This window comes from Treponema sp. HNW, assembly GCF_050320395.1.
Lineage (GTDB): Bacteria > Spirochaetota > Spirochaetia > Treponematales > Treponemataceae > Treponema_C.
Genome location: NZ_CP144459.1, coordinates 578,250 through 597,616, shown reverse-complemented (window position 1 = coordinate 597,616; position 19,367 = coordinate 578,250). Strand labels below are relative to the sequence as shown.

Sequence of the window (19,367 nt, the reverse complement as noted above, 5' to 3'; positions counted from 1 at the left end):
ATCAATCCGAAGCGCTTATGCTTTGCGGGCATTTTTGCGCATATCGAAATATACGGCGATAATAATAATCGTACCCTTAACCAAAAGCTGGTAATATGAGTCGATACTTAAATAGGTCATACCGTAGTTGATAATACCCATCGTCAATACACCGACAAGCATACCGCCCATGGTTCCGACACCGCCGGACTGGGAAATACCGCCGACCGTAACCGCCGCAATGGCGTCAAGTTCCATACCCTGACCGGTAAGCGAGTTGGCAAGACCGAGGCGGGAAGACTGTAAAACGCCTGCAATACCGTATAAAAGACCGGCTAAAGCGTATACGATAACGAGGTTTGCTTCAACATTTATTCCCGCTACACGGGCAGCCTGCGGGTTACCGCCTATTGCATAAAAGTTTGCCCCCAACCGCGTATGTTTTAACAAAAGCCAGACAAGGAAGGATGCAACCGCTACATAAATGACGAGGTTCGGAACGGGGCCTATAAAGCCCTGCGCAATTTGCTTATAACTGTCCTTTACGCTTCCGACAACCTTTGCCTGGGTATAAATAAGCTGAATACCGCGGGCCAAAGACATGGTACCGAGGGTTGCAATAAAGGGCGGAAGTTTTGCATAGGCGACGAGGGTTCCGTTAAAAGCGCCGAATAAAAGACCTACGAGCATTGCCGCAACGATGGGCAAAAACAAGGGAAAGTCGACACCCGGATACATAGCCGAGCTGTAATCGGGGTTTTGCGAAAAAGATGCGGCGATACTGGTGGTAAGACATACCATAAAACCGATCGAAAGGTCGATACCGCGTGTGATGATAATCATACCGACACCCAGTGCTGCGAAAGCTCTGACCGATTCGGCAATAACAAGGTTTTGAAGCGATGCGACTTCCATCGAACCGCCTTTCGTTAAAATACCCAATACGATAAAAAGCACTACAAAGGTAATGTAGTTAGTATATTTACTGCCGAATTCCTTTAATGTACGGCGGTTTATCAATAACTTCTCCATAATATTTCTCCTCACTAAAAACGTGATGTTCGGTTTTCCTTAATCCGAAAATTTCGTAGCCAAACGCATAATCGATTCCTGATCGGCATCCTTTTTGTCCAAAATACCGGTAAGCCGTCCGTTACATAATACCATAACGCGCTGCGACATACCGATAAGTTCGGGCATTTCCGAAGAAACCATGATAATCGATTTACCCTCTTTTACCAATTCCGTCATTATGGTGTATATTTCATACTTTGCCCCGACGTCTATACCGCGCGTCGGCTCATCCATAATGAGAATATCCGGCAGGGTCATAAGCCAGCGGCTTACGATAACCTTTTGCTGGTTTCCGCCGGACAGGTTTTGTATTTGCGTATTCATGGACGGCGTCTTTGTCCTGAGCAGCAAGCTCAAACCGGTTGCCATTTTTTCCACTTCGTTATGGCGGATAAGACGGAACTTATTCAGATATTTTTTTTCGGTATTTGTCGTAACCGCGGCTATTGCCGTGTTTTTTGTAATCGACAAGAGGGGGAATATACCGGTACCGCGGCGGTCTTCGGTGATAAGACCGATTTTATTTTTAATCGCATCGCGCGGAGAACGGATTTTAACCTTTTTACCGTGAACGGTTATTTCGCCGACCGTAACGGCGCGCAAACCGAACAAAGCTTCAACCATTTCGGAGCGCTGGGCACCGACCAAACCGCCTATTCCTAAGATTTCGGACTTACGCAGATCGAAACTGATATCCTGGAAGGAATGGGGATTCGGCGAAGAAAGGTGTTCAACCTTTAAACATACCTCACCCGGCACGGTATCGACCGGCGGAAACCGCTGGGTTGTAACGCGGCCTATCATCAGGTTTATAAGCTTATCTTCGTTAAGTTCTGAAGCCGGATAAGTTCCGACCTTTGTACCGTCGCGCATAACCGTTACTTCGTCCGCAATACGGAATATCTCGTTCATGCGGTGTGAAATATATATAACTGCAACGCCCTGGGAGCGCAAATCGTTTACAATTTTAAAAAGATGTTCAACTTCTTTTTCCGACAAAGAAGAAGTAGGCTCGTCCATTACGACAACGGCGGCGCCGTACGAAACCGCTTTTGCTATTTCGCAGGTTTGCTGGGCCGAAATCGACAAGTCCGCCATTCTGGCCGAAGGCGATATGGGCATATCAAGCTGTTTAAGCAAATGAGCCGTATCTTCAATCATTTTATGATGATTTATAAAAGGCAGTTTACCGGCACGCACGGGTTCGCGGCCGAGCCAAATATTTTGAGCTACGGTACGGTGCGGAACATTCGACAATTCCTGGTGAATCATCGAAATACCGGCTTCCAAAGCGTCTTTTGCATCGTGAAATTTGACTTCTTTACCTTTAAATATAACCCTGCCCCCGTCCGGATGGTACATACCGAACAAACACTTCATGAGGGTGGATTTTCCCGCGCCGTTTTCTCCCATAAGAGCGTGCACGGTACCCGGTCTTACGTTGATTGAAACATTATCAAGCGCCAAAACACCGGGGAATTGCTTTGTTATACCCTCCATACGGAGAACATATTCGTCACTCATTGGAATTTTCCTGTGTGTGTAATTAAAAATAAGGGAAACTGTCCGAAACCTTCGGTTTGCGGACAGTTTCATCCTGTACCCTAAGGAAGCATCAGTTCGGCTTTAACCGAAAAATCCGCTTCCTTACCGTAAAATAAAGGGATAAACGGCGGTTACAACCGACGCTTATTTTTCAATCGGCTTAAAGGGAACGAGGAAACACTGAGCCAAAATGGCAGTGTCGGTTACGGGATCTTCACCGGTAACGGCCTTTGCAGCGGACAAGCCGGCCTTGGTCGTATAACCGATAGCGGTTCCCTTGGTGGCAACCTGATATACCAATTCGAAGGCGGTGGTCGACTGACCTACGGAGTCCTGCAAAACGGTTGCGAACATTTTGTTTTCTTTCATAGAGCGCATACCGGTTTCGGTTCCGTCAACACCGATAACGGGTACTTTCAATACGGTACCGTCACCGTTGGTATCTTTGGTAACATCGGAAGGATTGTCGGTGTATTTGTTGGTCAACATGGATTCGATTGCACCGAGAGCCATATCGTCGTTTTGTGCGATAACAACGTTGAATTTACCGTTGTGAGCCGCAATCCATGCGTCCATTTTTTGCTGAGCTTCGGCGGCACCCCAGTTGGCCGTATCTTCGGCAACCATGTTTACCTTGTAACCGCGTGCGGCAAGACCTTCAACAACACCTTTTTTGCGGTTTACCTGAGCCGGATGTCCGAGCTGACCGTTCAACAAGAGGGCGTTTACAACTTTACCGGGAGCCTTATCGGGATATTTTTTGAAATATTTGTCGATAATAAGAGCCTGGATATCGCCGGCTACGCTTTCGGGAGAAGAAGCGAGGAAGAAGTTTTTGCCTACTTTCAAAGCTGCAACGGAAGGCTGAATATTGGAGAAAGCGGCGGCTCCGCCCTTTGCGTTAATGGCCTTTGCCATCTGCTCGGTAGCACCGGTGTCCTGGGGGATAATAACAAAGTATTTTACACCCTGGGTCAACAATGTGTTCAACTGGTCAAGCTGGGTTGCAACGTCGCCGTTACCGTCCATAACTTTTAAATCAACGTTATTTTCCGCGGCCAATTTTTTTAAGTTATCGGCATAGTCGCGGACAAATGTTTCGTTAAGGTTGCGGATAAGAGCACCCATTACAACCTTTCCACTTGCCGCGCCGTCTTTTGAACCGCCGGCAAACACCATTCCCGCCATAAGAACGAGAACCGTCAAAACCAATCCTAATTTTTTCATAAGATTACTCCTTGTATATTTTTAGAGTGAAACTCACCCTGTATACCGATTTTATTTTGCCCAATGAGGGGCAACGGGTACTACACCCTTTTTTATGATAATATTGCCGTATTTTACCGTTTCACCGGTAACGACAATCGCAAAAGCGGTTTTGGAGCGCTCGTAAAATGCAAAGCGGTCTATGCGGGTAATTGAAGGCGCATCGGGATAAATATGTTTTATCGCCTTTGTATAAGACTCTTCAACGGCGGGATCCAAGCTGTCGCCCTTAACCGCCTTCATCATAACAAGCGGATCTTTTACGTAAGGGTCGATATTTATCAAACGCAAAATACCGTCAAGCAATGCCGGTATCTTTATGCCGTCGGCACGGATCACCCGCGCATTGCAGCTGTCGGCCGGATAAAAAGCATCCGATAATACGATTTCATCGCCGTGCCCCATACGGTGCAAAACGGAAATCAAATCGGGACTGATAACGGGAGAAACTCCGATAAGCATATAGACCTCCAAACTTATATAAATAGCCGCATAATGCGGCAAGCATGTAATCGTTTACATTTATATCATGGCATTGAAATCAAAATCTGTCAAGAAAAACTTTTGCGTTTCGCCGATATTTTTATCTTTTTCATATGAAAAACACGATTTTATAAGCTTTTTGGCATAAAATACGGGAGTATACACACACGAAATGTACAAACCGCAAAAAACTCCCGCATTGTACCGATATTTCGTTGCTTGCATTATAATAAAAAATCCACTATAATTCGCCCTATGGACACGGAAGAAATCAATAATCTTGCATTCAGCCCGCAAAAAGACGGCAGTATTACCCTTGATGCATCTACACTCGCAGGTTTTAAAAAAATGCCTATAGACATTTTCGATAATGTGTATTTGGGAGAAACAAAACCCGATGCCCTTATTTTATGTATAGACATCCGCGGCTTCAGTAATTTTTTGTGTTCCCATGACGAAAAAATGGTTTTTTCGCTCATCACATCGTTTACCTCGAACTTTCTATCCTGTGTAAATCAATTCGGCTGCGGCTGTTCCTATTATAAACTGCTCGGAGACGGAGCCTTGGTAATTTGGGATCAAACCGATGCGCGCACACTCAGCGAGGCTATAGCCGTTTTTGAAATGTATACGGAATTTTCCCGTGAAGAATTGTTTAAGCCCTATCCCGAATTAAGCTTGGCCGGCTCGCTTGTTATGGATAAGGTGTATAAGTATGAGATTTCGGCGGAGGCTTCGCTTTTAAAATACCGCGACTATGTCGGCTACGGTATCAACCTCGCCTGTCGGCTGCAGGGGCTTGCCGTCAAATCGGAATTGATTGTCAACAAGGCCCTTGCGGACCTTGACGCCCTTATTACGGTTAATAAAGATACGCCGGAACTCATGGAAGCGCTGTACCGTTTAAAGGGTATACGAGCCGAAGATAAGGAAAAACTGTACTTTTACGACGATATAAAGCCGGATAACGGTTTCGGCGTAAACCGCAACGTTTACTGCTGAACCGGACCGGCCGATTTATACCGGAACTTTTATTTTTTTTCCGAAAAGGAGTGTGCGTCTGCGCAGAGATGCATAACAAAATCTATATCCTTATCGCCGCGGCCGGAAAGATTAACCAGAATCGATTTCCGCTTATTGGAAGCGGCATATTTAAATGCATAGGACAGGGCATGGGCGCTTTCCAATGCGGGAATAATGCCCTCATACCGCGACAATTTAAAAAAGGCTTCAAGACATTCGTCGTCGTTTGCGGTTGTATACTCAACCCGCTTTATATCTTTAAACATACAGTGCTCGGGGCCGCTTCCCGGATAATCGAGGCCGGAGGCGATTGAATATACGGGAGCCGGTTCTCCCTTGTCGTCCTGTAAAAGGTAGGTGCGGAAACCGTGCAAAACGCCGGCCGTACCGAAGGAAAGACTTGCCGCATGCTCTCCCTGTTTAAAAGAGCGGCCGCCGGGTTCAACTCCTACAAGCTTTACGTCCTTATCTTCTACAAAGCCGCTGAAAATACCTGCGGCATTCGAGCCGCCGCCGACGCAGGCGGTAACCGCATCGGGCAGTTCTCCGGTCATTTCCAAAAATTGCCCGCGCGCTTCTACGCCGATAATATGCTGAAAGTCCCGTACAATCATGGGAAAGGGATGCGGTCCGACGACGGAGCCTATGCAATAAATGGTATTAACGGGGTCTTTAAGATAGGCTTCAAAGGCCGCATCAACGGCTTCTTTAAGCGTTTTTAAACCGTGGGTAACGGGGATAACCTTTGCTCCTAAAAGCCTCATCCGTACAACATTCGGATGCTGTTTTGCAATATCGACTTCCCCCATGTAAATTTCACATTCAAGTCCGAAATAAGCGGCCGCGGTTGCCAAGGCGACACCGTGCTGCCCCGCACCCGTTTCGGCTATGAGCTTTTTTTTGCCCATGTATTTCGCCAAAAGACCTTCGCCCATACAGTGGTTTAATTTATGAGCTCCCGTATGATTCAAATCTTCACGTTTAAGATAGATACGCCCGCCGTATACTTCCGACAAGCGCTTACAAAAATATACCGGTGTCGGCCGGCCCTGAAAATGCTTGCGTATTGATCTCAGTTCGCTTATAAACTCATGGCTTTTGCTTATGGAATAATAGGCATCCGTAATTTTATCCATTTCTTTTTGCAATTCGGCAGGTACAAAAGAGCCTCCGTATTCGCCGAAATATCCTTTTTCATCCGGAAACCGCTTTAAATATTCCATCGTCTTCCCCTTATGTTACTATATATAGTAACATGGTATATGAAAACCGTTTTTTTGTCAACAGGAAATTATCTTACACCATATGAATAACTTCGCGGGGCTTGCTGCCGTTTGCAGGCCCGACAATGCCGCGCGCTTCCATATCTTCGACCAGGCGGGCGGCGCGGTTATAGCCGATTTTAAGCCGGCGCTGAATATAGGATGCGGAAGCCTTTCCCGCCTGCATAACGATTTCCAGAGCCTTGTCATACAGGGGATCTTCTCCTTCGCTGAACACGCCGGGGTCGAAACCTTCTTCATCCTCGTCGACAAAGATTTCATCGTCGATGTAATCGGGTTCTCCGAAACGCTTTACATAATCGACAACGTTTTCGACTTCGGTATCGGACACAAAGGTTCCCTGAATGCGGATGGGGAAGGGATCGACCGCACTTGCATAGAGCATATCGCCCTTGCCCAAGAGTTTTTCCGCACCGACCTGGTCGATGATAATGCGGCTGTCCATCTTTGAAGCAACCATAAAGGCGATACGCGTGGGAATATTCGCCTTGATAAGACCCGTTATAACGTCAATAGAGGGACGCTGGGTTGCAAGCACCAGGTGAATGCCGACAGCGCGGCTCATTGCGGCGAGGCGGGCGACGGTGGATTCAAGTTCCTTTCCCGTGGTGGCCATAAGGTCGGCAAATTCGTCGACAATCAACACGATATAGGGTAATTTTTCCGTTGCGATTTTACGTTCGACAATTCGCTTGTTATAGCTTGCTATATCGCGCACGCCCATACCGTCCAAAAGGGCATAGCGGCGCTCCATTTCGCATAAACAGTACTGCAATGCTTGAAATGCTTTTTTAGGCTCGGTAATAACGGGCGTAAGCAAGTGCGGAATATCGTTATACAGCTTTAATTCGACAATCTTCGGGTCGATTAAAATCATGCGCACATCCTGAGGCGGCCGTTTATATAAAATCGACAAAATCAGGCTGTTTACGCACACCGACTTTCCCGAACCCGTAGAACCGGCAATCAAGAGGTGGGGTGTTTTTGCCAAGTCCAATACCTGGGCTTCGCCTGCGATGTCCTTACCCAGCACCATCGGAATCGCCATCTTTTTAAAAGCGGGAATATCGGTATCGATCAATTCTTTAAAGCTTACAATCGCCCGTTCTTTATTCGGCACTTCTATACCGACGGCATGCTTTCCGGGGATGGGGGCTACAATACGGACGCTCGATGCTGCAAGGCGCAGGGCAATGTTATCGCCGAGGGCGACTATTTTGCTCAGCTTAACGCCGGGCGCAGGGAGAATCTCAAACATCGTAACAACGGGGCCTTTGCGGATTCCGGTAACTTCGGCTTCGATTTTAAATTCGTTTAAAGTGTCTTTTAAAGCTTCGGCCGCCCGTTCGGTATCCTTGTCTATAACCCAATATTCCCCGCCCGGATAGCTTGTCAATAAACCTTCGGCCGGAACGCTGTATGAAGATTGTTTTTTTTGCGTTTCGGGCGGAGGCGGAAGCGAAGCCGGGTCCGCTTCTTCTACTCCGAAAGGGTCGTTTAAAAAACCGGTTTCCCCCGGGTTTTCATATAAGCCGGTTTCATCATTTTCATCTTCGTCTTCGTTTAAAAGAGCAAATTCTTCAAGCACCATATCGTCGCTTTGCTCTTCGGACAATTCTTCAACTTCTTTTTCTTTATTGTGCGCATCTTCTTTTATTTCATCTTCGGCTTGTTCACATTCTTCAACAGGTAAAACATCCGCGAAAACGGGGGCGGTTTCCAATCGGGAATCGGAATCCGTAAGTTCAACCTGAGAAGATAAGGGCTCGGTATCTTTTTCTTCAAAAACGCTGTATTCATGACTGTGAACTTCGTTCTCTTCGGGGGTATCCGCATAGGGGACAAAATCCGTTTCTTCACTCGGCTCGAAAAGTTCACCGTCCGTATGAGAATCGGCGACCGTTTTTTCGGAACGGCGAAACAAAGCTCTTTCGCTTTTCTTTTCGCCGCGGCGGGAAATAAAAAAGTCCGCAAGTAAGCCTGCGAGAATATATTCAATAATACATAATAAAACGCTGACGGAAACAAAGCTGCTTATCCGAATAAAATTTACGCTTGCGGAATTGACGTTGAAGATTTTTTTTGTAAAAAATTCGATTGCCGAAACGGTAAAAAAAGGGATAACCGAAAAAAGTAAATATACAATTTTCCTCCGGGAGCAATCGGAGAGCATGAGCACAATGCCGGCAATAAAAATATACACAGGTATTAAAAAAGATGAATATCCGTAGGCCGAAAAAAGCAGGCGGCCGAAGGCATATAAAATCCTTCCCTTTTCGGGGTTCGCCGTACCGAAACCGAGCAAAGAGATTATAAGAGAGGCCGTACAAAGGGCCGAAACGACAAAAAACATCATACCGGCGGCAATTATGCCGCGCTCCGAACGCTTCATGAGTAACTCCATCACCTATTTATCGGAAAAAAGCGGGGCAAAGCTTAGTAAATAACGGGGCCGCTTACTTCGGATTCATTTTGTGCATATAATATTCAAGGGTGGTAGTATCAATAAGGGAAGGAACAACACCTGCCCTTGTTGTAGAAAATCCGGCAGCACAGGAAGCATACGCCAACGCTTGAGATAAGGGGAGCTCTTTTACCAAATATACTGCCAGAGCGGAAATAAAGGCATCCGCAGCTCCCGTTGTATCGACAGGATTAAAAGGAGCTGCGGCAAGACGCTGTTCAAAATTCCGGCCGATAACATAACAGCCCTCACTGCCGAGGGTTACGATAACCGTTTTTACGCCCTTATTCAAAAACCAAGCCGCTTTTTCTTCTATCGAATCTCCACAGGGGCATAATTGATGCAATTCTTTTTTGTTCGGAATAAAATAATCCAAATTCGATAAGAGTTCTTCATCAATTTTTTTAACGGCGGAAGGTTTTAACATAATTTTGACATTATGTTTTCGCGCAATTTCTATCGCCGCTTTTACGGCACCCATGGGGATTTCCGTTTGTAACAGGCAAAAAGCCGCATCCGAAAATATTTTTTCAGTCTGATATACCGTATCGGCCGAAACCGATAAATTGGCCCCGCTGTATAAGACTATACCGCTTTCCCCGTCTTCCTGTACATGAATATAGGCCTTCCCCGTAGGATTTTCCGGATCAATGTTAACCGCTGAAGTATCTACCCCGTTTTCATGCAAGACATTTAAAAGCATATTGCCGTCAAAGTCCCGTCCCACATTACCGATCAAAGACACCTTTGCGCCGAGTTTTGCCGCTCCCACCGCCTGATTGATTCCTTTGCCTCCGGGAAGAACGGACAGGCTGTCGGCGGGAATAGTTTCGCCGGTTTGAGGATATTCTTTTACCGAAAGTAAAATATCGGTATGAATACTTCCGATAACTATAATGCGCTTTGAACGAAGCCGCACGGGAAGGTCGATACTTTCAGTATCAGTGCATATAAAATCTTCCGAATAAGGAGGAAGAGGACTTTTTTGTTTTTCAAGCTTGCGGATTATATATTTACAAATATATCTTCCGAAATCGAATAAATTGAGCGGAATCGCCGATACGGGAGGAAAGCTTCCGATACTTTCTTTATCGTCTATACATATAAGCGATATATCCTCCGGTATACGGAATTTATGCAGTAAGGCATATTCATATACATCTAAAACCTTATTCCTGCCGCAGCAAACAAGTGCCGAGCAGCCGTGAATATATAAAGCTTCATACAAATCCTTGTATTCCGTATATATACCGTGATTATCAAATAAACAGCGTTCCACTCCCAAAGCTATTTCCCGCTCGTGTTTTTCAGACTTGTCAAAAAGGCAAGATATCCGCATATGTCCTGCAGCAACAAGTTTACTTGCAGCCGTATAACCGGCATTTTGATAATTGTATGCAAGACCGAACCGGGGATCTTCATCATCTAAAAACACAAAGGGAATGTTATTTTTTTTCAGTACGGCAAGGGCTGCATCCCTGTCTTCACCGGCGGACTCACATACGACAGCATCCACCCGATTATTACATAAGGCGGCAATATTTTTTTCCCGGCTTTGAACGGAAGATGAAAAGCATAGCTGCACCTGATAGCCCTGCTTTTCGGCTTCGGTTAAAAACCCGTATTGAAACGAAGCGTATTTTTTATTTCCCGATAATAAAAGCCCTAATAGGAAAGTTTTGGTATTTATATTGTTTTTTATAAAATTATAGGGCTTGTAACGGTATTCTTTAACGATTCCAAGAACACGTTCGCGCGTTTCGGGTTTTATACCGTTATCTTTGCCGTTGATAATTTTTGAAACGGTTGAAATCGAAACGCCTGCAAGCGCGGCTATATCGTTAATCGTCAAACGGAACCTCGTCGGCACTCGGTATGGAGGTTTGGGCCCCTTTGCGCGTAACAACGATTGTCGCTACTTCGTTTGCATAGCGGACAGCCTGCACCAATGAAGAGCCTGCGGCAAGGCGGACGGCCAAAGCGGCGGTAAAAGAATCGCCTGCGGCTGTTGTGTCCACGACGGACACCGGGCGGACGGGTATCAAATGTTTTCCCTCCGTTTCCGAATTAATGTAGGCTCCCTTTGGTCCGAGGGTAATGAGGACATTTTTAACCCCTTTCGCACGCAGTTTATCCGAAGCTTCCTCATAATTCTTAACCGGCTGCCCCAAAAGCTGTGCGGCTTCGGTTTCGTTCGGCTTTATAATATCGACATATGAGAATAATTCTTCGGGGAATTCCCGCGGTACCGGTGCGGGATCCAAAACAACGGTTTTCCCAAACTCTTTTGCCAGTTTTGCCGCACGGACAACGGTTTTGAGCGGTATTTCCAATTGACACAGTAATATATCGCAGTCACGCAAGAGGCTTTCGTTATCGGTAATATCCCGCTCCGTTAGCGTTGCATTTGCACCGGGAATAACGACAATACTGTTGTCGCCTTCGTCATTTACGGTTATCCACGCCAAACCGGTTGATTTACCTTCACGAACCAAAAGATGAGACGTATCGACTCCGGCGGAGGCAAGACTTTTTTTTTCGATATCGGCATACGAATCCGCTCCGACCGCTCCGAATATCGTTACGCAGGCTCCCAAGCGGCCTGCGGCATAGGCTTGATTGGCCCCCTTCCCGCCCGGCACCAATTCCATATTACCGGCCAAAATCGTTTCTCCCGCAACGGGCATGTGCGGTACGTTCACCACCATGTCCACATTCAAACTTCCGATCACAAGTATTTTTTTCATAACACGTTTTCCATATAAAATCACATAGAGATTTATCTTTATCTATCCATCATTTATTTTAGAGCAATATTTAAAGAACGTTCCGCTAATTCAGAAATCCGCATAGTATTAAATCCATCTATTCCGCTTTTTAACGTATCATTCAGCGGATCTATCCAATGTCTTGGAAGGTTGTGTGCGCCAAGCAACATCCCGATAATAGAACCTGTTGTAGCAGCATTACAATCGGTGTCAAAACCCGGCACCACACTCAATCCTATAGTTTTTTCAAAATTCAATGCCCCCCACAGTAAACTTATCACACATATCATAGCATTAGATATGGTATGGCACCAATGATGCGGGTTTGTTTCATCATATAATGCATGAATCCTATCAAAAGCGGTTTCCCAAGATATTTCTTCTTGTTTCCACTCAATAACCTGTCGTATCGCTGCATATAAGCGGGAAGTGGCAGGGATTTGACTCAATCCCGCTTCAATTATTAACCCCATGTCATTACACACAGCAGCCTTTGCAATCATCGCAGCTATAAACATTTCTCCATATATACCATTTTTTGTATGACTGATGCAAGCATCTTTCCATGCCAAAGCCGCCGCCGCTTCAATGTCCCCCGGAGAAACATAACCGAAAATATCGGCTCGTATTTGCGCGCCGATCCATTCTCTATAAGCATTATTATAAGAAGCGGAATAAGGTGGTTCAATCAAGTTTACAAAATTACGATAAGCAACTCTCTCGGCTGTACATGCGTGTAAAAATTGCATATTCATTAACCAACTGTGAGCTATATCAAGCGATGTAAAGTCTTTACCGTTTTCCTCAAGGGTTTTTAATCCGATTATCGTATAATTCGTGTCATCGTCTTCAGGAGCACATTTCACATTGTTTATCCAATTTATAAATGTACTGCCATAGACATGTCCTGCGTCCGTAATATTGTATTTTTTTCGTATGGTATCAGAAACATTTGATGCAAAATAAGCACGAGGAAGAAAGTTGTTTGTATCATGTAAAAAACCTGTAATTCGGGAACGATACCACCCTTCAACCGGTTGCCCCAAAAGACAGCCCGCACAACGCCCCAACCAAGCGCCATGAATCTTTTGTCGCAAAACTTCTTTATCTATTTGCGGAATAAGTTTTTTTTCCGTAGTATTGACACACAGTTTTTTTATCGTTTCAATATCGGATGGTTCTTGATATATATAGTCATCGGAAACAGGGGCAGACTGTATTTTTTTGAATAAAGCGGCAGCTTCTTGTTCCATCAAAATACCTCTTTGATATTTTTCCTTTATAAAAGAAACTTCGGCTTGATAAGAATCAACAAGACGTCCTTCATCTTTACTTTGTTCGTATTCTACGACCACACTTTCGGAAAAGGTCAACCACTTGATATCTTTCATATAAACCTCCTTTTTATCCTTTTACGCTGCCGACAGTCATACCGTCAATAAAATAACGTTGCAAAAATAAGAAAAAAATGATAATCGGCAAAGAGACAAAAACCGCAAAAGCCATCATGTTACCCCATTCCGTTACATATCTGCTGGAAAAGGCGTAAAAGCGGACTGCTAATGTTGTTACAGCTTCCTTTTGCAAAAACGTTACCGAAAAAAGAAATTCATTCCAACACCACAATCCTATGATAAGGGCTGCAGTCAACAAACCCGGTTGAATAAGCGGGACGAGAATATATAAAAAAATCTGAGCTTTTGAGGCCCCATCGATTATAGCAGAATTGATTATATCTTTATTTACTCCTATAAAATATGTTCTTAACAGAAAAATAGCAAAGGGAGTATATAGGGCACTGTAAATAAACATCATGGCAATAAGGTTATTAATTAAATTCAATTTTTGTAATATAAAAAAGAGCGGTATTATAAAGAGTTGTTTCGGTATCGTATTGCAAACTAAAAAATATACGGAAATCTGGGGCCAAAACCGTATTTTCTTATTTGCCAACACGTAGGCAGCCGCCGAACCGGCAAAAAGAGTAAGAGCTAACGTACCAATCACTAAGATTATACTGTTAACAGCTGCGGCGGGAATCTTAGCTTGCTTCCAAGCATTTTTATAGTTTATAAAAGATATCGTTTTAGGAAACGCAAGCGGATTTGTTGCTATCTCAATACGGGTTTTAAAGCTGTTTTGCAGCATTAAAAATAGAGGAAAAACAGTAATACAAAGCAATAAAAAGAGGAGCAACATGCTTATAATTTTTACGGATTTTGACTGTTTTAGATTCATACGGCATCCTGCCCTTTAATCTGCATCAGAACATAAAAGATAATTACAATTCCTGCCAAAAAGCTCATTATCAACGAATATGTTGCACCCAAACCTATATTGTGTATATAAAACGACGCACGATATGAGAGAGTCGATAACATTTCGGAACTCCCCGCAGGACCGCCCCCAGTTAAAATCCAAACATAGTCAAAGGTTAAAAAAGACCAAATTATTGTCATAAGCAGCATAAATAAAATATTGCTTTTTATTCCGGGAATAATAACTGAAATAAATTTTCTAAAAAAACCGGCACCGTCGATTTCTGCAGCTTCTATTATATTTTCATCTACCTGCCTCATAGCTGCCAAAAATATTACCGTTAAAAATCCCCACCAATGCCAGCAATCTATACACATAACGGTGAATAGCGAAGAGCGTACGGAGGCTAAAGGATTACTTATTTTAACAGAAAAAAAACTTAAGTTATTAATATAGCCTATTATTCCGCTTCGCGGATGCAAAATCATCGTACTGAATATTGTACATATAATTACGGGACTTATTATATTAGGTACAAAAAAAATTGATTGAAATGCGGCTCTCGCCCTTCTCATATATAACAGAATGACAGCAACAAACAATGCAAGGATAATAGGTACTGTTAAAAAAAATATTGTCCATTTTATATTATTAAAAAGCGCCGTATAAAAACTTGATGTGGCAAATACGGTTTTAAAATTATTTAGTCCGTCAAATGAAGGAAGTCCTAACCCGTTCCATTTCATAAACGACAATACGATTGTTATTAATGCAGGAATCAATATAATTAAAATGTTTATAAGTAATGCCGGCAAAATAAAAAGCCAATCGGCAAATACGTCTTTTTTTTGTTTATACATTGTTTTCACCCCGTTTGAAACTTAAACCAGAAAGCGTTTAAAAGTTTTAGCTTTTATCTACACTGCCCGATTTTTAACCGGACGGGCTGTCCAAAATATAATTATTTTTGAAACAGCCCTGTACTTATCTAAGCGATCGATTTCACACAGCTTTTAAGGCAGTATAGGCATATTACCTGCTTTTAAGTCATCCGCGAAGACACGGTCCATCCCTCTTAAATACTCTTCAATTGAAATCTGATTCAAAGCGAGTTTTTCAAAGGCTTCCCACAAATATTGATTCGTCGCTTCCGGCCAAAAGGTCCATGTTGTATATCCGTAGTTGCCGGAATTCAAAGCATCACCTATTTCTTCAATACATCGAGCATAGCGGGGGTCTATTTTACCCTTAAAATCCGCTTGACTGATAGTATTTACAGGCAGATTCCACTCTCCGGGCCAATCAACATTTAAATTGACAATAACCTCCTTATCGGTAAATAAGGTATTTAATAGTTCAGCCACAGCTTTCGGGTTTTGAGACTTCGCATTAATCGATAGGGTTGCTCCTATACCGAGGGTATACAGGGGAAATACAACTCCGTCGGCGGAAGGGAGAGGTACCCAATCCCAATCTTGTTTCGCCTCTAAAAAATAATTGTTTATACGCTGGAAATTCCAAGTACCGGAAGGATACATCGCAACGGTACCGGAAGCAAGCAAGGCCAAACAATCTTCATCTCTGTATGAAAAATAATTGGAGTCAAAATATTCATCAAAAAATAACTTCATTTTTTCCGTGGCTTTAACAAAGACAGGATCGCTCCATTTAATTTTTCCTTTTAAAGCTTGATAAATTTTTTCCGGCCCCGCAAGATGGTTCCAGAAGATAGTAACTAAGTGTTCATTCACCGGTTTCCAGCCTGCATTACCATTGATAAGAGGAATCATTCCTGTACTTTTTATTTTTTTACACAATGCCTCAAACTCGCTCCAAGTTTTAGGCAGCTTCCAGCCATTTTTTTCAAACAAAGATTTATTATAAAACAAAACCATACTTTCGTAGCTTTTAGGCAAAGCGTATAATTGACCGTCAACAGAGCATAATTTTTGCATAACGGGGAACACAATTTTGTTCCAATTATATTCTTTTGCAAAATTATTTAAAGAGAGTAAATAATTTTCTCGAGCAAATTGCTGGACATAAGACGGTCCTGCCGTAAACACAAGATCAGGTCCGGAACCCGCAAGCATTGACGTACGGATATTTTGATCGTAATTTGCATCAAACCGTATATCAAATTTATAACCGTCTGCTCTACTGTTTACAACATCAATCAAATGCTTTCTTAAATGTTGTTCGTGTTCAGGGGTTGCAGATTCATATACCCATAACAATTCTGACTTTCCGGCTTCCTTTGTTCCTTTTGCAAAAAGGAATAAAAGGCAAAAGAACAAAAACACACTGATACCTAGAATCCTTTTCATTTTTCTTCCTCCTTATAAAAATGAAATACGTTCATTGACAGGAAAGTGCTTTCCGAAAACATTTTCCTGTCAAAGATAGGATACACCCGGAATTCATATTTGTCAAATTTTTTCACAACTACAATAAAACTAATCTTCTCCTAACACACGAACTGAATCAATAACAGTAAAAAGAATTTCTTTTTGTTCACTTGAAAGAGGTTCCAAAGGCGGAATGGGAGCCCCTACCTTATACCCCAAATATTCCAAACCTGCTTTTACACAGCATGTCAATCCAAATTTTAAAAAAATATCGTTGAGCAACCACATTTTTTGCTGCAACTCTAATGCACTTTCAATATTGCCTTGTTTTGATAATTCATACAACCTTATACACGTCTTCGGAGCAAGGCAAGCAGGTCCCGCCATCCAGCCAACTCCGCCAAGCATAGATACAAATAACGGAATATGGGCAGATGCGGAAAACAGTTTATATCTTGCATTAAAAAGATTTTTAAAATTTAGTAATTTTCCGGTTACACCTGAAGCTTCTTTATAGTAAATAATATTCGGTACATCAGAAAGCATCTCAAAAACAGACATCGGAATTTCAAAATGCATAAATTTGGGATTTGAATATAAGACGCATGGGACGCAAGGGATGCTTTCCGCTACACTTCGATAGAAGGCAGCCATACTCTCTGGCGACAAAGAAAAGTATTTTTCAAGCATAATGACCACAGCATCCACTCCTAATTCAGTAAAGAGCTTCGCCTCTGTTTTTGCCTGCATCACTGAAAATCCGCAAACACCTGCCACAACAGGAACTCTCTTGGCAGCGGTATTTACAGCTGTTATAACAACGCCTTTTTTCTGTTCTAGAGTCAAATATGGAAATTCACCGCAACTACCAAGCACACAAAGACCATGTACACCTTCATCTATTAAATCGGAACAGAGCCTTTGTAGTTCACTTGTAATTACCAAACCGTTTCTGTCGATAGGGCTAACCAAATATGGAATTATCCCATGCAATTCTATCATATTTTACGGCTCCAATAATGACAGGAGAATTTCTATTGCTTTCTTTGCATCAACATCATAACAAAGCATATGATTCCCGCGTGAAAAATCAAAAACCATCATACCTCTAGATTTTGAAGATCTCGTTTCAACTCTGATTAAACACCTTTTTTTCTTTGTCAACTCAGGATACTTTAGTACTAAAAACGCAAGAACATCATGCATTGGCATAATAAAACTTTCACCTTTATTATGATGCGCATTACAACACGATGTGATAATCCGGGAAATAAATGGTGATATACTTTTAGGCATGTCAGTAGTACTCATTGTTACTTTCATTGTAACATCAAGCGGAACTACAGTGATGGAGGGAAAAGCGGAAAATACGATTTTTGCTGCTTCCGGATCATTATATATATTGGCTTCTGCAACAGCAGAAGAATTCCCGCATTCTTTCCATGTTCCGCCCATAATAACGATCTCTTTTAAAAGATGTGGCAATTCAGGACAAAGTGAAACTGCAAGGGCGATATTTGTCAGAGGTCCGGTACACAACAAAGAAAATTCCAGAGGATTTTTTTTTACTGTGTCAATAATAAATGATGCTGCAGATGTTGCACCCTCAATAGTATTATGAAATTTCTTTTCTTCTGACCATAAAGTTAAAAGATCTTTTAATACATCATCACAGTATCTGCAACCGGAGATTGGCTCTTGTACTAATGGGCGGGACACACCGGGAACAAGACGTATATTCGAAGTTCCTAGTTCTTCAAGAAATACACATGCCATCCTACAACGCTCTATACTTAGCATCCTACGTCCATAGGCCGTTATACCCGTTATCTCTACATCATTATCTTTACTCATCATAAGCAATGCCAATAAATCATCCCCAAGTAAGTCGCTGTCAAAAAGTATTTTTTTCATATAACTATATCTCCATACGCAGACATAATTTTTGAAACTACATAATACAATACCTTCTCTTCGTCTACATCTTTTGCAACCAAATGAGGAAAACTCTGTCTGCCGCGTAACTTAACATCAATAATTGTCTTACCTCGCACAAACTCTCCGTCCGTATCTATATCGATTTTGCATGGTACAAATGTAAACCACTCAGGATACAACAAAGCAAGTATAGGCATAACATCATGAAAAAATGCATAGGGTGGATGATAACCATCTCGTAATGCTCTGAAATTCATAAAAGAAATACATACTTCAGCAAGATATTTTAAAAATGGCCTCCCCGAATCTATCCAAGGAGACAAGTCTCTAGGAAAAATCTTTCGCTTTTTTGTTATGTCCAATCCACACATCACAATTTTCAGAGGAAAAGAAAAAACAAATTGTGCCGCTTCGGGATCGCAAAGGATATTAAATTCAGCTTCTCCTCCGTCAACTCCGGGTGTATACCAAGAACCTCCCATCATATACACTGCCTTAATTTTTTGTACTGATTCTGGGTAGATCGATAATAACGTTGCAATATTTGTAAGCGGACCAATCGTTATTATATATAACGGTTCAGGAGATTCTAATAATTTTGCCGCTATAAAGTCTACACTACGCATCTGATTTCCAAAGCAGGTTTTTATTTCAGAACTCTCTTGTTTTGCCCAACGATTGTATATCCATAATGATGGATCCCAAGTATGTGAAGGGAATGACGCATGTTCAACAGTACAACCGATTATACGCAATAAACGATCAATATTTGCTCCCGACTTTTCTCCGGAAACATTTCCAGCAGAAGGACTAATACCTTTGACAGAGAGACCAGATTCAGATAATGCAAGTAAAATTGCAATTGCATCATCTACATCAGCATGTTTGCTGCCGAGAGCCATATCACTATCTAGTAATACAGGAAAAACAGCCATGA

At 42.7% G+C, this 19,367-nt stretch carries 16 protein-coding genes; 1 reads left to right on the top strand and 15 read right to left on the bottom strand.

The genetic code is table 11. From position 1 onward, the window contains the following. Positions 1 to 15: 15 nt before the first annotated feature. The 4 genes from V1L52_RS02720 to fucU all read right to left on the bottom strand — a co-directional run bounded on the left by V1L52_RS02720 (position 16) and on the right by fucU (position 4,326). Positions 16 to 1,011 carry an ABC transporter permease gene (locus V1L52_RS02720; protein WP_428770769.1) on the bottom strand — a complete coding sequence of 332 codons (996 nt, stop codon included), beginning with the start codon at positions 1,009 to 1,011 and terminating at the stop codon, positions 16 to 18. Positions 1,012 to 1,050: 39 nt separating this feature from the next. Then, complete coding sequence (locus V1L52_RS02715; protein WP_428770768.1) at positions 1,051 to 2,577, bottom strand: sugar ABC transporter ATP-binding protein; 1,527 nt, start codon at positions 2,575 to 2,577, stop codon at positions 1,051 to 1,053. A 165-nt stretch (positions 2,578 to 2,742) separates the two neighbouring features. Beyond that, the gene (locus tag V1L52_RS02710) at positions 2,743 to 3,825 is read right to left on the bottom strand and encodes a substrate-binding domain-containing protein (protein ID WP_428770767.1); all 1,083 of its coding nucleotides are present in this window, start codon (positions 3,823 to 3,825) and stop codon (positions 2,743 to 2,745) included. A gap of 51 nt (positions 3,826 to 3,876) precedes the next feature. Next, the gene (fucU, locus tag V1L52_RS02705) at positions 3,877 to 4,326 is read right to left on the bottom strand and encodes an L-fucose mutarotase (protein WP_428770766.1); all 450 of its coding nucleotides are present in this window, start codon (positions 4,324 to 4,326) and stop codon (positions 3,877 to 3,879) included. Between the two features lie 276 nt (positions 4,327 to 4,602). Between fucU and V1L52_RS02700 the strand changes: the two genes are divergently transcribed. Continuing rightward, positions 4,603 to 5,349 carry a hypothetical protein gene (locus V1L52_RS02700; RefSeq protein ID WP_428770765.1) on the top strand — a complete coding sequence of 249 codons (747 nt, stop codon included), beginning with the start codon at positions 4,603 to 4,605 and terminating at the stop codon, positions 5,347 to 5,349. Positions 5,350 to 5,378: 29 nt separating this feature from the next. Here V1L52_RS02700 and trpB read toward each other — a convergent pair whose 3' ends face one another. The 11 genes from trpB to V1L52_RS02645 all read right to left on the bottom strand — a co-directional run bounded on the left by trpB (position 5,379) and on the right by V1L52_RS02645 (position 19,365). Beyond that, a complete protein-coding gene (gene trpB / locus V1L52_RS02695) occupies positions 5,379 to 6,593 on the bottom strand; it encodes a tryptophan synthase subunit beta (RefSeq protein ID WP_428770764.1) in 1,215 nt (404 codons plus the stop codon). Between the two features lie 73 nt (positions 6,594 to 6,666). After that, positions 6,667 to 9,057, bottom strand: coding sequence for a DNA translocase FtsK (locus V1L52_RS02690; RefSeq protein ID WP_428770763.1), 2,391 nt, complete (start codon positions 9,055 to 9,057; stop codon positions 6,667 to 6,669). Positions 9,058 to 9,109: 52 nt separating this feature from the next. Further along, positions 9,110 to 10,969 (bottom strand): PfkB family carbohydrate kinase, encoded by a 1,860-nt coding sequence (locus V1L52_RS02685; RefSeq protein WP_428770762.1) that lies wholly within the window; start codon positions 10,967 to 10,969, stop codon positions 9,110 to 9,112. Next, on the bottom strand, positions 10,959 to 11,864 hold the full coding sequence (gene rbsK / locus V1L52_RS02680) for a ribokinase (protein WP_428770761.1): 906 nt from the start codon (positions 11,862 to 11,864) through the stop codon (positions 10,959 to 10,961). Before rbsK ends, V1L52_RS02685 begins: the two co-directional genes overlap by 11 nt. Positions 11,865 to 11,917: 53 nt before the next feature. Continuing rightward, positions 11,918 to 13,276 (bottom strand): ADP-ribosylglycohydrolase family protein, encoded by a 1,359-nt coding sequence (locus tag V1L52_RS02675; RefSeq protein ID WP_428770760.1) that lies wholly within the window; start codon positions 13,274 to 13,276, stop codon positions 11,918 to 11,920. 13 nt (positions 13,277 to 13,289) lie between these two features. Beyond that, a complete protein-coding gene (locus tag V1L52_RS02670) occupies positions 13,290 to 14,123 on the bottom strand; it encodes a carbohydrate ABC transporter permease (protein WP_428770759.1) in 834 nt (277 codons plus the stop codon). Then, positions 14,120 to 15,004, bottom strand: a complete 885-nt coding sequence (locus V1L52_RS02665; protein WP_428770758.1) for a carbohydrate ABC transporter permease — start codon at positions 15,002 to 15,004, stop codon at positions 14,120 to 14,122. The genes V1L52_RS02670 and V1L52_RS02665 overlap by 4 nt, the downstream gene beginning before the upstream one ends. A gap of 153 nt (positions 15,005 to 15,157) precedes the next feature. Continuing rightward, a complete protein-coding gene (locus tag V1L52_RS02660; RefSeq protein WP_428770757.1) occupies positions 15,158 to 16,471 on the bottom strand; it encodes an ABC transporter substrate-binding protein in 1,314 nt (437 codons plus the stop codon). Between the two features lie 129 nt (positions 16,472 to 16,600). Continuing rightward, on the bottom strand, positions 16,601 to 17,494 hold the full coding sequence (locus tag V1L52_RS02655; protein WP_428770756.1) for a dihydrodipicolinate synthase family protein: 894 nt from the start codon (positions 17,492 to 17,494) through the stop codon (positions 16,601 to 16,603). 3 nt (positions 17,495 to 17,497) lie between these two features. Further along, a complete protein-coding gene (locus tag V1L52_RS02650; protein WP_428770755.1) occupies positions 17,498 to 18,406 on the bottom strand; it encodes a nucleoside hydrolase in 909 nt (302 codons plus the stop codon). Then, positions 18,403 to 19,365, bottom strand: coding sequence for a nucleoside hydrolase (locus tag V1L52_RS02645; RefSeq protein ID WP_428770754.1), 963 nt, complete (start codon positions 19,363 to 19,365; stop codon positions 18,403 to 18,405). The genes V1L52_RS02650 and V1L52_RS02645 overlap by 4 nt, the downstream gene beginning before the upstream one ends. Positions 19,366 to 19,367: the final 2 nt, after the last annotated feature.